Source organism: Mycobacterium sp. E735 (genome assembly GCF_001666955.1).
GTDB lineage: Bacteria > Actinomycetota > Actinomycetes > Mycobacteriales > Mycobacteriaceae > Mycobacterium.
On the sequence record NZ_LZIX01000094.1, the window covers coordinates 74,971 to 87,358 of the forward strand.

Below are 12,388 nucleotides of genomic sequence, written 5' to 3' on the forward strand. Positions count from 1 at the left end.
CTTGTGAGAGGCAAATTACAGGTGTGTAATTGTCCTGGTCACCAAGACCCGGCCGCGCTGGCCTCCGAGGGGCTTCGCGGAATCGGAACCGAAGAGAGCAGGTCGTCATGCCAAGCATTCCGCAGTCACTGTTGTGGATCTCGCTCGTAGTGCTCTGGCTGTTCGTCTTGGTGCCCATGCTCGTCAGCAAACGCGACGCCGTGCGCCGCACCAGCGACGTCGCCCTGGCGACCCGGGTCCTCAACGGCGGCGCGAACTCCCGCCTGATCAAGCGCAGCGGCCCGGCCGCGGGTCATCGCAGCGACCCCGACTGGAAACCGCCGGAAGAGTCGGCCGACAACGAGCTCGACCTCGCCGAGGGTGACGAAGACGAAGAGCACGACACCGAGGAGCTGCGGGCCGCGCGCCCCGTCGTCATGAAGATCGCGACACCCGAGCTCACCGAGCCCGACTACCTCGACGTCGATGTCGTCGAGGATTCTCAGGCCCTGCCGGCGGCCGTCGATGCCGTCGTCGAGGAAGAAGCCGAGGCCGACGAGGACGACGAGGACTCCGACACCGACGTGGTCGCCCACGCCGGCGACGAAGCCGACGAGGGCTTCGAATACGTCGACGACTCTTCGGGTCTGGAGCCCGAGGCCGAGGCCGACGACGAGGAGATGCCGCCGCCCGTCCCGCGGAACGCCTCTCGGCGCCGCCGCTTCGACACCAAGACCGCCGCCGCGGTCAGCGCCCGCAAGTACGCCTTCCGCAAGCGCGTGTTGATGGTGATGGCCGTCGTGCTGGTCGGCACGGCCACGGCCGCGTTCAAGATTTCGCCGACCGCCTGGTGGGCGTGCGGCAGCGCCACCGTCGTGACGCTGCTCTACCTGGCGTACCTGCGGCGCCAGACCCGCATCGAGGAGAAGGTCCGTCGCCGCCGGATGCAGCGGATGTCGCGGGCGCGTATGGGCGTCGAGAACGCCTACGACCGCGACTACGACGTGGTCCCGTCGCGCCTGCGGCGGCCGGGGGCGGTGGTTCTCGAGATCGACGACGAGGACCCGATCTTCGAGCACCTGGACTACGCGATGCCGATGCGCAACTACGGCTGGCCCAGGGACTTGCCGCGAGCCGTCGGCGAGTAGCGATCGCATTTCGGCGGTTCGGCCCGCGGCTGGTAGCCTGCTAGCGATCAGGGGCTATGGCGCAGTTGGTAGCGCGACTCGTTCGCATCGAGTAGGTCAGGGGTTCGAATCCCCTTAGCTCCACAGAGATTGACCAGGTAAAGGGCGCTTCGCCAAGGCGGTCGATCAGCAAGCGCGCGTCACGGCACCTAGTTCGGCGTGGCGGCGAAGAGCTCATTCTTCGTCAGCCACGCGTCAATGTGGCTCATGGTTAGCGGTAGGGAAGCCCCCGAGAAGACCATGTGGTCGGAGTCGGGTATCACGACGACGTCCGCGTGCCGGTATTGCGCCGCGGTCTTGCGCAACACCCCTGCGGGCACGATCAGGTCGCATTCGCCCCCAATCACCAACACCGGCGCGCTCACCGCGGCGGCATCGACGCGGGTTGCCCGGGAGAGCCTGAGTATCGCAAGGAGCATCTCGCACTGTGCTCGACCGGAATCGCAAACCAGGCCGTCATATATCTCGCGGGCGGTGTCCTCAGATTGGGTGTTGGCCACCCATTGCCGGAATCGCTCGAACGGGGGAGGAGGCACCGGTTTGGCCCAGGCGCGCGAGCGCAGGAACCACGGCGCCGACATCCGCCTGTTGGCGGGAGTCGAACCGCCGATGCCGGCAGCGGGGGCGGGACATGCCGCGACCAGCCCGGTGTGGGGGGTGCGTGCGGCGACCAGTTGGGCGAGCAGGCCGCCCATCGAGTGGCCGACCAACAACGGTGGCGTTTCGAGCGAACCGACGAAGGCCACCAGGTCGTCGACGTAATCCCGCAGGCTTAGGGAGGCCACCTTGGCGGCCCCCTCGTGGATCGGCAATTCGTGATGCCGCAGCGTCGGCGTATGCGCGGTGTAACCGCGATCCTGGAACGCGGCGCGGGCGGCGGCCAGCTGTTCTCCGCGTGACCAGTTGCCGTGAATCAGGACAACGTGCCGCGTCTCGGACATACCCAAAAGGATGGCACCGGCGACCATCCGTCGTGGCGATTTGGCCTGGCCGTCGGCAAATTCCAGCGTCCGCGGGCCTTGGTTCGCCGAGCACCCCGCAGTCCATTGAGCGAACAATGCCCCCGAAAGGCGATCAGCACTACCGGTAGGTGGCCACCGGGTGGCAGGCTCAACTCAGGAAGGGACTGAACAGAGTCCCAATGGAACAAGCTGAGGCCAGACTGTTACGGCTCAAGCAACGGGCCGTGGCTCGAGGTTTCCCACACCTCAGTCCCTCCCGCCAACCACCTGCCACGCGACGCGGTGCGCGAGCCGCCCCTCACGGACGGGCGACGAGATAGGTTTCGTTGCCCAGGCCGGCGGTGAGCTCGTCGACGTCGAAGGGCCGGTCGAGTCGGGCGTGCAACGCCTTCGGGTCGACCAGCATGCCGATCTCGGCGGTTTGCCGGGCGAACATCCGCCCCACGAACGGGTAGATGCGGCGCATGATCACCCGCTCGCCGGCGGTGCAGCGCGAGGCGCAGTAGCCGACGTGGCCGATCTCGTCGGTGAGGATTTCGCGGTAGAGCAGTTCGATTCGCGCGCAGACTTCCGGTTCGTCGGCGAACAGTTCTGTGCCGGCGCGGCGTAACTCGTCGAACATGATGCAGCCCGCCATCTCGCCGGCGCCGACGAACGCAAAGCCCAGCCTTTGCGGCATGAACACGCCGGTTTTGACGAACTGGCGCATGACGAACGGGGGAGGGGCGACTTGGAACGTCAGGTCGAAGACGTCGAGCGCGTATGCGAGCAGCCGGGTGTGGTAGTGCTCTTCCAGTTCGAGGTAGACGCTTTCGGGCGGCGCATCGTGACCGCTGTTGCGCCCGTAGGTTTCGCCGAGCCCCACGCCGAACCGCTCGGCCTGATTCAGCTTGGCCGTCGCCAGCAGGAACAGCATCTTGCGATCCAGGCCTGCCTCGGGCCGCCGGCGGCGCAGGTTGCGCAGGAACGTCTGTTGATCGATCGGGTGGGCCGACCGGACGGGGTTCGCTTCGAGTTGACCGAAGAACTGCTCGCGCTTCGCCAATCGTCGGTTGAGTAGGTCGGCCTCGCCGTCGCGCCTAGCGAGGAAATCGCGATACCCCTCGATGCTCGTGCTGTTCATCGTTTCTCCATTCCGTTGACACTCGTTGATACGTAACGACTTAACAGCGCAGGGTCGTGTGATCCAACGGCGAGCAGCGCAAAGAGCCCGGTGAGAAAGAACATCGCCAGTTCCGTTGCGTCCGCGTCGGACGAGACTTGTCCCGCGTCTTGCGCACGGCCGATCACGCCCGCCAGGAACTGTGCGATCGGGTGCTGCGCCAGCTCCTCTTCAACGGGACGCGATGGCGAGAAATGCAGACCGAGCATGTCCCGGAAAACGCCTGCACCCAAACGATTTTCGGCGTCGAGTATCCGCGATACGACGTCCGACAGGACAGTGGCCAAATCGCCCTTGGCGTCGCCGAGCTCGCCAATTATCCGCCTCTCCTCGGCGCGCTCCAGCTCGGCGAGCACGTGCTCCTTCGTCGGGAAATGGAAATAGAACGTTCCCCGCACCACGCCCGCCGCGGCGGCGATGGCGCTGACATCGGCCGCGGCCAAGCCGCGCTGCCCGATCTCGCCCAGCGCGGCGTCGAACAGGCGCGCCCGCGTTTCGAGTCGCCGGGCCTCCCGGACGCCACCGGGTGGAGTTTCGGTCACGGAGGAGGCGGGCGATGACCCCATCGACGCACCCTACGTCTTTGGCTGACGACCGTCAATGACGACCGTCAACGAATGGTACGCGGCGTCGTTCACCGTTCCAGCGCGCGGCGAGCGACCCCCCAGGGCAACCGGTCGGGTGATCTCCCCGCCGCGTGCGCCTCCGGCAACCCGGACGACGTGGCGGCGCGCGCCCGGTTGGAGGCGAACATCGTTGTGGGCCAACACCTCGAGCGGGCCTCGAACCTCACGGCCGCGGACGTGGGGAAGTGGCTGCCCAGCCTGCTGCCGCACCGCCCCGAACGACCGGAACTCGCCTGCGAGTGAGCGCGATTGCCCATGACGCGGCGCGGGTACTGATCCTTGCGACAAGCCATCAACCGAAAGGACCGAATGGCGCCGCGCGAGGACGATTCCATCGACGAGCTGTTGCAGGAACTGCTGTGGGCCTACGGGCCGTGCGGCCAGGAAGCCGACGTCCGCGCCGTGTGTGCCCGAGAACTCCGTCCCGTCGTTGACGACATGTGGACCGACGACGCCGGCAACCTGATCGGCTACATCGGTGCCGAGCCCCCCGCCGAGGGCGCCGGGCACGGGCACCGGCACCGGGTGTCCTCGGCGGCCGAGCCCGGCGTCGCGACGCGGGTCATGGCGCACATGGACGAACTGTCCATGCTCGTCAAGCGGGTGGAAGCGGACGGGACGCTGCACCTGACGCAGCTCGGGACGATGTACCCGGGCAACTTCGGCCTCGGTCCGGTCGCCGTGCTCGGCGAGAACGCCACGCTGACCGCGGTCCTCACACTGGGCTCCGAACACACCACCCAGGAGAGCCAGCGGATCTGGCAGACCAAGCCCGACCAGGGCGACAAGGCGCTGGACTGGGACCACGTCTACGTCTTCACCGGCCGCAGCCCCGACGAGTTGGAAGCCGCGGGGGTGCGCCCGGGCACGCGGGTGTGCGTCGACCGCAGCAAGCGGACCCTGGTCGAAATCGGCGACTATCTGGGCTGCTACTTCCTCGACGATCGCGCCGCGGTGACCGCCCTGCTGCGCGCCGCTCGCGTGCTGCGCGAGCGCGGCCAACGACCCGTCGACGACGTCTATCTCGCGTTCACCACCAACGAAGAGATCGGCGGGGTGGGGGGCACCTACGCCAGCGGATCGCTGCCCGGCACCCTGACCCTCGCGCTCGAGGTCGGCCCGACCGAGCGCGAGTACGGCACCAAAGTCAGCGGCGGCCCGATCATCGGCTATAGCGACGCGCTGTGCGTCTACGACAAGGACGTCGCCGACCGGCTGACGGGCATCGCCAACGACTTGGGCCTGTCGCCGCAGGGGGCGGTGCTGGGCGCCTTTGAGTCGGACGCGTCGCACTCCAAGGCCAACGGTCTGACGCCGCGCGCGGGCCTGCTATGTCTGCCCACGCTGAGCACCCACGGTTACGAAGTCATGCTCCGCAGTGCGATCGACGACATGGCGGCGATCGTCGTGGAGTTCGTCATGCAGCCGGGAGCGCACGCGCGCGGCGAACCCTAATGCCGTCCCAAAATTTGCCTGAACATTGCCTAAGAGCCGCGTGGCGGCACCCGGCGCGCCGTTCTGACGGCCCTACGGTCGACGGATGAACGTTGACTACTACCTGCAGAAGGTGCCGGTTGAGTCGGTGCGGCCCGGGTTCTCGCTCGCGATCGATCGGGGCGGCGACTATCGCCTGTTCCGGGTGGAATGCACGCAGATGACGCAGCGCAGCGGCCGGCCGGTGATGTTCACGCTCACCTCGGAGCCCGTCGACGGCGGCGAACCCTGGGTATTGGAGTGCGAGGCGGGAACGCCGGTCGTCCGGGTGCTCGGCGTGGGCAAGGTGGCGTCCTAGCTCTCGGGCTTAGCGGCGACGACGAACTGCAACGCGCGCTGGGTCTGCTGCTCGACGTCGACCAGGCCGGCCGAGGCGAACAGCTCGACGAAGGCGTGCCGGTCGAACATGGTCAGCCCGATGACGCGCGCGCCGCTGGTCATCGCGTACCGGATCGCGGGCAGGTCGGGCGTGTAGCTGGTCAGGATCGCGATCCGCCCCCCGGGCCGCAGCACCCGCACCATTTCGCGTGCCACACCGAACGGCTCGGGCATCAGATACAGCGCGCCGAAGCAGCAGACCGCGTCGAAAGTCTCGTCGGCGAACGGCAGCGCGCGAGCGTCGCCGCGGACATAACAGGTGCGCGGGGCGCTGTTGTCCAAGACGGCGCGCGTCAGCATCGGCTCGGAGATGTCGAAGCCGACGGCCAGCCCGCCGTCCGATAGTTGTGCGGCCAGGGAACCCGTGAAATTGCCTGGGCCACAGGCGACATCGAGCAATCTGTCTGCGCCGGACAGCTTCAGCGCCGATGCCGCGCGCCGCTGCTCCGCGCCGGTGGTGACGCCGCTGGCGACGTAGAAGGCGGCCGGCCGCCACAGCCGCTCGTAGATTGTCGCGACGAGAGGGCTGTTCATGGCGCGCTGCGCGAACGTCGGGGCCGGCGAAGTCGTCGACTCGCCCAGTACGTCGAGGAAACCGTGCCGCAGCGTGGCGGTCTCGGTGAGGAGGCCGCGGGTCAATTCGACTGCATCCTGGCTCATTTCATGGCTTTCGTGAAGGCGTGGACGGGTGGGCACAATCCGCAGGTGAATCCCGATTTTTCTGCCGATCCGGCTGCTACGCTAGGGCTCTTCCGAAGAGATCGATGCATTGGGGTTGGCACGTGGCGCACATTTCGCCGACTATCGCGGGACGCGCGTCGGCCGGCTGAGCGGATATACGTCGACAGTGAATCCCCTGCCCCGGCCAAGAATCCGTGCCCGCGCGCCGCTGCGGATCTCGTTCGCTGGGGGCGGCACGGACGTACCGCCGTTCCCGACCACCGAGGGCGGCTGCGTCCTGTCGGCGACCATCGACCGCTACGCGCAGGGTTCGCTTTCCCCGCGGACCGATCGCAGGGTCACGATCGAGTCGGTGGACTTCAAGACCACCCACGAGATGACGCTCGACAGCGAGATCCTCTACGACGGCAGCCTGGATCTGATCAAGGCCGCTGTGCGCAGGTTCGGCAAGGACGGCACGGACGGCTACGACCTGGTGCTGCGGTCGAGCGCACCGCCGGGTTCGGGGCTGGGCTCGTCGTCGACGATGATGGTTGCCCTCACCGGCCTGCTCGCCGAGCACTACCGCGTCCCGATGGGCGAATACGAGACCGCGCAGCTGGCGTGCGCCATCGAGCGTGAGGACCTGGGCATCACGGGCGGCATGCAGGACATGTACGCCGCGACGTTCGGGGGATTCAACTTCATCGAGTTCACCGACCGCGTGATCGTCAACCCGCTGCGCATCCGCGAGGAGACCGCGTTCGAGCTGGAACTCAGCCTGCTGCTGTGCTTTACGGGCATCACGCGGGATTCCGCGCGGGTGATCGAGGACCAGACGCGGCGCGCCACCACGGGCGCGGACGACACCCTGGCGGGACTGCGGGCGCAGAAGGAGTTGGCGGTCGCCATGAAGGCCGCCCTGCTGACGAACAAGCTGAACGATTTCGGCGCGTTGCTCGGCGAGGCGTGGACGCAGAAGAAGCGCATGTCGCCCTACATCACCAACGAACGCATCGACGAGCTCTACGACCTGGCCCTGCGCAACGGTGCACTCGGCGGCAAGATCACCGGGGCCGGCGGCGGCGGTTACATCCTGCTGTTCTGCGACTTCGCGAAGAAACACCGCCTCATCGAATCCCTCGAGTCGGCCGGAGCGACCATCACCGAATTCGCCTTCGAGAGCAAAGGACTCACGACATGGCAGGCATGAGCAGCTCGGATGTCGTCGCCCCGAGCGTCGAGCTGGTCCAGGCGCGGTTGGCGGACACGATCGCCGTCAAGCAGCAAATGCTCTCGGGCGCCATCGCCGCGCAGACCGTCGAGATCGCGCGGCTGATGATCTCCTCGCTTCGCTCCGGCGGGAAGGTGATCTTTTTCGGCAACGGCGGATCCGCGCAAGACGCGGGGCATCTGGCCGCAGAACTGATGGGCCGCTTCGCGTTTGACCGACCCGGTCTGGCGGCGATCAGCCTGCCGGACGCCACCGCGGCGATGACAGCGATCGGCAACGACTACTCCTACGACGAGGTGTTCGCCCGCCAGGTGCTCGCCGCCGGCCGCGCGGGCGACGTGGTGGTCGGCCTCACCACCTCGGGCAACTCACCGAACGTCGTTCGCGCGCTAGAGGCGGCCGCCGACGCCGGGATGGCGACCGTCGCGCTCACCGGTGCGCGCGGCGGCAAGGTGGCCGACGTCGCCGCGCTGTGCATCCGGGTGCCCAGCGACAACACCGGCCGCGTCCAGGAGGCATGCCTGCACCTCGGTCACTCGATCTGCGAGATGGTCGAAGCGGCGCTGTTTGACCGGCCCTCCTGAGACCGACCGGATGCCCGATCTGCGCAACGTCCGTACCGTCTTCCTGGACCGGGACGGGACGATCAACGTCAAGGCCGCCGACGGCGAGTACGTCAGGTCGCCAGAAGAGCTGGTGCTATTGCCCGGCGCCGCCCGCGCGGTGGCCGCGTTGAACGCGGCGGGCCTGCGCACCGTCTTGGTGACGAATCAGCGCTGGCTGTCCGAACCGGCTGCGGAGGCCGCGCGTTTCGCCGCCGTCCAGGACCGGCTGGAACACCTGCTGGCGGACGAGGGCGCCCGCCTCGACGCCGAGTACCACTGCCCGCACGCGGCGGCCAGCTGCGACTGCCGCAAGCCCGGGGCGGGCATGTTGTTGCGCGCGGCGCGCGAGCACGGATTCGCGTTGGCCGAGTCGGTGATGATCGGCGACAGCGAGACCGACGTGCTGGCCGGCCGGGCGGCCGGCGCGGCGACCGTCCTGCTGCGCCCCGGCGGGGGACACGCTCACGGCGCCGACGTCGTGGTCGACGACCTCGCCGCCGCCGTGCGAATCATCTTGAGCGCGAAGGAATCTAGTCCCGCCTAAACCGTTGCGCCGCAGAGCGAATCACCAATGCCAGCGCAAACGGTAGATCGTCCCGCAGGTACCGGCGGGCGAGCCGGCGCGGCTCGAGCGCCAGCCGGTGCACCCACTCGAAGCCCAGCCGTTGCAGCACGGGGGACGCCCGGCGGACGATCCCGGCGGTCATCGCGATGCCGCCACCGCAGGCGAGACACCAGGCGCCGGGCAGCTCCGCGCGCAGCAATTCGATGAGCCGTTCCTGCCTGGGAAAGCCCAGGCCGACGAAGACCAGGTCGGGAGCGGCGGCCACGACGGCCGCCACGGCGCGCCGCGCCCCCTCCTCCGTCTGATCGAAGCCGAAGGGCGGCGAGCATGTGCCCGCGATGCGCAGGCCGGCCGAGTGCGCGACGAGCGCCTCGGCCGCCCGCTCCGGTACGCCCTCGGCGCCGCCGAGGAGGTAGACCGACTTGCCGTCGGCGGCCGCCGCGGCGCTCAGCGGAAATATCAGCGAGGAGCCGGCGACGCGCTCGGGCAGCCTGTCGCCCTTGGCCCGCGCCGCCCACACCAGCGGCATGCCGTCGGCGACGACGAGGGTGGCGCGGGCGATCAGGTCGGCGAGTTCGGTGCGGCGGGCGGCCGCCAGGGCGACGTCGATGTTCACCGGCACGATCGATCCGCCGCGGCCGGCGGCCCAGGCGCCGCGCACCGCCCCGACGACCTGTTCCTGGGTCAGGGCGTCGAACCAGAGACCGCCCACCTGGATTTTCCGCGGTCCCGCGCCGGTCAGCCTCGGTGAACTTCGGCGGCCTGCGCTCACCCGATCATCATGCCCCGCGGCATCACCGGCGGACCGGCCGACGCGCCCTCGCGAACTATCGGCCGCGCGTCCTTGCCGCGCCCGGAACCGAGCCCATAACCTGGGCAACATCCGACCGCGTCGGGAGTTTCGGGACTGGCGGGGTAGACGACGGCAACGCAGGCGGGCAGGTCATGGCAAAGCGGCGGTCACCGCGAGGCGCAGACCCACGCCACGACCGTGTGATCGGCGGGCTATCGCAGTGGCCTTGACCGGCGCGCGCGCGGACGAGCTGGCGACGATGGACATCTTCGAGGGGTGTCCCACCTCCGATCTCGCGCCGTTGGCCGCCTCCCTGCAACCGCTGCGCGCCGGGTCCGGCCAAGTGCTGATGAAGCAGGGCGAGCAGGCCGTTTCCTTCCTGCTCATCTCGTCCGGCATCGTCGAGATCACCCACGTCGGCGACGACGGTGTGGTCATCGTCGAGCATGCGTTCCCGGGGATGCTGATCGGGGAGATCGCGCTGCTGCGTCACATCCCGCGGACCGCGACGGTCACCACCGCCGGGCCGCTGACGGGTTGGATCGGTGACAACGACGCGTTCGCGCGCATGGTGCACATCCCCGGGGTGATGGAGCGGCTGCTGCGGACGGTGCGCCAGCGGCTCGCCGGGTTCATCACGCCGATCCCGATCCGGGTCCGCGACGGCACGCACCTGATGCTGCGACCGGTGCTGCCCGGTGACAGCGAGCGAACCGTGCACGGGCACATCCAATTCTCCAGCGAGACGCTGTACCGGCGTTTCATGACGCCGCGCCTGCCCACCCCGGCGCTGATGCATTACCTGTCGGAGGTCGACTACGTCGACCACTTCGTCTGGGTGGTGATCGACGGCGGCGACCCGGTGGCCGACGCGCGTTTCGTGCGTGACGAGGCCGACCGCAGCATCGCCGAGATCGCCTTCACCGTCGCCGACGCCTATCAGGGCCGGGGGATCGGCACCTTCCTGGTCAATGCGCTGTCGATCGCCGCTCGGGTCGCCGGGGTCGAAAGATTCTCCGCGCGAATGCTTTCCGACAACCTGCCGATGCGCACCATCATGGACCATTACGGGGCGGTCTGGCAGCGCGAGGACATCGGCGTCATCACCACCGTCATCGACGTGCCGCACCGGCGCGACCACGGGTTCCGGCGTGACGTGGCCGCCCAGATCGAGCACGTCGCCCGCCAGATGATCGAGGTGGTCGGCTGAGCCCGTTCCGGATCGGCCCGGTTTGCGCGCTCGCGTTGGTGGTTGCCGCGTGCGGTCACGCGCCCGCCCCCGTTCCCTCGCCGGCGCCGACGAAAACGCCGGCGCCGAAGGCGGTCAACCCGGCCAACATCAAACGCGTCGTTCGCGAGCTCCCGCCCGGCTACGAGGCGACCACGGGCATTCCCGGCGGGGCGTCACCCCGGGTGATCTGGAGCCTCGGGCCGGAGGCGTCGGACACCCGCGCCAAGCCGGCGCAATGCGGTCAGCTCGCCGATCCCGGCAATGGGCGCGACCAGACGGCCCAGGGCGTGTCGGGGTCGGGTAGCGGCGGCATCGTCGACGCGGTGGTGGTGGCTTTGCCGGGGCCGGTGGATCTGCCCGACGATGTGGTAGCCGCGTGTGGCCAGTGGACGATGACCGCCGGGCGCACGACGGCGACCGTGCACCTGATCGACGCCCCGCACATCGAGGGCGCCCAAACCGTCGGGATGGTCACCGACGTCAAGTCGTCGGTCGAGTCGGGCACCGAGATAGATTCGCGCACATACACCTTCACCGCGTACCTGGGGAACTTCTACGCGTTCACCACGCTGACCACCGATCCGGGTTCGGTGGTGCCCGCGCTGCCACCGCAATTCGCCGGCGATCTGCTCGTCAAAACGGTGTCCACGTTGCGCAGCTGACGCAACCGCCTTGGGTAGATTAGCCACGGTGTTCAAGGTGGCGGTCACGGTCGCGGTGGTGGGTGTGCTCGCAGGCTGCTCGTCGGGGGAGGCGACCTCGGCCAAAGCCGACATCAAGAAGGTCGCCGACGTGAAGTCGAGCTTCGGGCCGGATTTCAAGGTCACCGATATCGGCGAGCGGGGGATCGATCCCAAGGTGCTGTCCGGACGCAAGCTCCCGGAGGGGCTGACGTTCGATCCCGCCACCTGCGCGAAGGCGGCGACGGGGCCGGAAATGCCGCCGGACCTGCAGGGCAACATGGCCGCGGTGTCCGCCGAGGGCAAGGGCAACCGGTTCGTGGTCATCGCCGTGGAAACGTCAAAAGCGTTGCCTCTCAACGAACCCGGCAAGGACTGCGCGAAAATCGCGTTCTCCGGGCCGCAGCTCCGCGGCGGCGTGGAGGTGGTCGACGCCCCGCAGATCGACGGGACTCACACGCTGGGGGTGCACCGCGTGCTGCAGGCGCTGGTCGCCGGCGGGCCGCGCACCGGCGAACTCTACGACTATTCGGCCCAGTTCGGTGATTACCAGGTGATCGTCACGGCCAATCCGCTGGTGATCCCCGGGCAGCCGGTCGCGCCGGTCGATACGCAGCGCGCCCGCGACCTGCTGGTGAGCGCGGTGAAGGCCGTCCGCAGCTAGCGGACGCCGCGCGGGCGGAACTGAATGCTGATGCGGGGGCCCACCGGCGCCGACGTCTTGGGCACGGCGTGCTCCCAGGTGCGTTGGCAGGATCCGCCCATCACCAGCAGATCCCCATGCGCCTGCGGCAGCCGCAACGACGGGCCTTTGGCAGGACGCGCGCGCCGC

General features: G+C 68.6%; 15 protein-coding genes, 1 tRNA gene and 1 pseudogene. 11 read left to right on the forward strand and 6 right to left on the reverse strand.

Translation table 11 applies throughout. The annotated features are described in order from the left end of the window. The first annotated feature begins 107 nt into the window (after nucleotides 1-107). The gene (gene glpR / locus A5704_RS07930; RefSeq protein ID WP_067758088.1) at nucleotides 108-1,127 is read left to right on the forward strand and encodes a gephyrin-like molybdotransferase receptor GlpR; all 1,020 of its coding nucleotides are present in this window, start codon (nucleotides 108-110) and stop codon (nucleotides 1,125-1,127) included. Nucleotides 1,128-1,177: 50 nt separating this feature from the next. Continuing rightward, a tRNA-Ala gene (locus A5704_RS07935) sits at nucleotides 1,178-1,250 on the forward strand. 65 nt (nucleotides 1,251-1,315) lie between these two features. Here A5704_RS07935 and A5704_RS07940 read toward each other — a convergent pair. The 3 genes from A5704_RS07940 to A5704_RS07950 all read right to left on the reverse strand — a co-directional run bounded on the left by A5704_RS07940 (nucleotide 1,316) and on the right by A5704_RS07950 (nucleotide 3,856). Further along, nucleotides 1,316-2,107, reverse strand: a complete 792-nt coding sequence (locus A5704_RS07940) for an alpha/beta hydrolase (RefSeq protein WP_067758194.1) — start codon at nucleotides 2,105-2,107, stop codon at nucleotides 1,316-1,318. Between the two features lie 319 nt (nucleotides 2,108-2,426). Next, the gene (locus tag A5704_RS07945; protein WP_067758085.1) at nucleotides 2,427-3,251 is read right to left on the reverse strand and encodes a hypothetical protein; all 825 of its coding nucleotides are present in this window, start codon (nucleotides 3,249-3,251) and stop codon (nucleotides 2,427-2,429) included. Next, the gene (locus A5704_RS07950) at nucleotides 3,248-3,856 is read right to left on the reverse strand and encodes a TetR/AcrR family transcriptional regulator (RefSeq protein WP_067758082.1); all 609 of its coding nucleotides are present in this window, start codon (nucleotides 3,854-3,856) and stop codon (nucleotides 3,248-3,250) included. Before A5704_RS07950 ends, A5704_RS07945 begins: the two co-directional genes overlap by 4 nt. 51 nt (nucleotides 3,857-3,907) lie before the next feature. Between A5704_RS07950 and A5704_RS29730 the strand changes: the two genes are divergently transcribed. The 3 genes from A5704_RS29730 to A5704_RS07965 all read left to right on the forward strand — a co-directional run bounded on the left by A5704_RS29730 (nucleotide 3,908) and on the right by A5704_RS07965 (nucleotide 5,708). Continuing rightward, nucleotides 3,908-4,159, forward strand: coding sequence for a hypothetical protein (locus tag A5704_RS29730; protein ID WP_067758079.1), 252 nt, complete (start codon nucleotides 3,908-3,910; stop codon nucleotides 4,157-4,159). Between the two features lie 66 nt (nucleotides 4,160-4,225). Continuing rightward, nucleotides 4,226-5,371: a M42 family metallopeptidase gene (locus A5704_RS07960; RefSeq protein WP_067758074.1), complete on the forward strand. Its 1,146-nt coding sequence runs from the start codon at nucleotides 4,226-4,228 to the stop codon at nucleotides 5,369-5,371. An 85-nt stretch (nucleotides 5,372-5,456) separates the two neighbouring features. After that, a complete protein-coding gene (locus A5704_RS07965) occupies nucleotides 5,457-5,708 on the forward strand; it encodes a hypothetical protein (RefSeq protein WP_067758071.1) in 252 nt (83 codons plus the stop codon). Here the strand turns inward: A5704_RS07965 and A5704_RS07970 are convergent. After that, nucleotides 5,705-6,448 (reverse strand): class I SAM-dependent methyltransferase, encoded by a 744-nt coding sequence (locus A5704_RS07970; protein WP_067758067.1) that lies wholly within the window; start codon nucleotides 6,446-6,448, stop codon nucleotides 5,705-5,707. The genes A5704_RS07965 and A5704_RS07970 overlap by 4 nt on opposite strands. 196 nt (nucleotides 6,449-6,644) lie before the next feature. Between A5704_RS07970 and A5704_RS07975 the strand changes: the two genes are divergently transcribed. From A5704_RS07975 to A5704_RS07985, 3 genes are read left to right on the forward strand one after another with little or no spacing between them, the layout of a single operon-like run. Then, entirely contained in the window at nucleotides 6,645-7,661 is a 1,017-nt protein-coding gene (locus A5704_RS07975) for a GHMP kinase (protein WP_067758189.1), read from the forward strand. Beyond that, nucleotides 7,649-8,266 carry an SIS domain-containing protein gene (locus A5704_RS07980; RefSeq protein ID WP_082950256.1) on the forward strand — a complete coding sequence of 206 codons (618 nt, stop codon included), beginning with the start codon at nucleotides 7,649-7,651 and terminating at the stop codon, nucleotides 8,264-8,266. The genes A5704_RS07975 and A5704_RS07980 overlap by 13 nt, the downstream gene beginning before the upstream one ends. 10 nt (nucleotides 8,267-8,276) lie before the next feature. Further along, nucleotides 8,277-8,831: an HAD-IIIA family hydrolase gene (locus A5704_RS07985; RefSeq protein ID WP_067758061.1), complete on the forward strand. Its 555-nt coding sequence runs from the start codon at nucleotides 8,277-8,279 to the stop codon at nucleotides 8,829-8,831. On the opposite strand, the gene A5704_RS07990 is transcribed toward A5704_RS07985, so the two are convergent. Beyond that, a complete protein-coding gene (locus A5704_RS07990) occupies nucleotides 8,818-9,564 on the reverse strand; it encodes a WecB/TagA/CpsF family glycosyltransferase (RefSeq protein WP_231968918.1) in 747 nt (248 codons plus the stop codon). The two genes, A5704_RS07985 and A5704_RS07990, sit on opposite strands and share 14 nt — an antisense overlap. Before the next feature lie 340 nt (nucleotides 9,565-9,904). Between A5704_RS07990 and A5704_RS07995 the strand changes: the two genes are divergently transcribed. Genes A5704_RS07995 through A5704_RS08005 form a run of 3 tightly spaced genes read left to right on the forward strand, consistent with a single transcriptional unit; the run spans nucleotide 9,905 to nucleotide 12,220 of the window. After that, on the forward strand, nucleotides 9,905-10,855 hold the full coding sequence (locus A5704_RS07995) for a GNAT family N-acetyltransferase (RefSeq protein ID WP_067758186.1): 951 nt from the start codon (nucleotides 9,905-9,907) through the stop codon (nucleotides 10,853-10,855). Then, nucleotides 10,852-11,538 (forward strand): DUF5642 family protein, encoded by a 687-nt coding sequence (locus A5704_RS08000; protein WP_067758058.1) that lies wholly within the window; start codon nucleotides 10,852-10,854, stop codon nucleotides 11,536-11,538. The genes A5704_RS07995 and A5704_RS08000 overlap by 4 nt, the downstream gene beginning before the upstream one ends. 28 nt (nucleotides 11,539-11,566) lie before the next feature. Then, on the forward strand, nucleotides 11,567-12,220 hold the full coding sequence (locus A5704_RS08005) for a DUF5642 family protein (RefSeq protein ID WP_067758055.1): 654 nt from the start codon (nucleotides 11,567-11,569) through the stop codon (nucleotides 12,218-12,220). On the opposite strand, the pseudogene A5704_RS27495 reads toward A5704_RS08005, so the two are convergent. After that, a pseudogene (locus A5704_RS27495) lies at nucleotides 12,217-12,388 on the reverse strand (alpha-ketoglutarate-dependent dioxygenase AlkB); the annotation flags it as partial. The gene A5704_RS08005 and the pseudogene A5704_RS27495 sit on opposite strands and share 4 nt — an antisense overlap.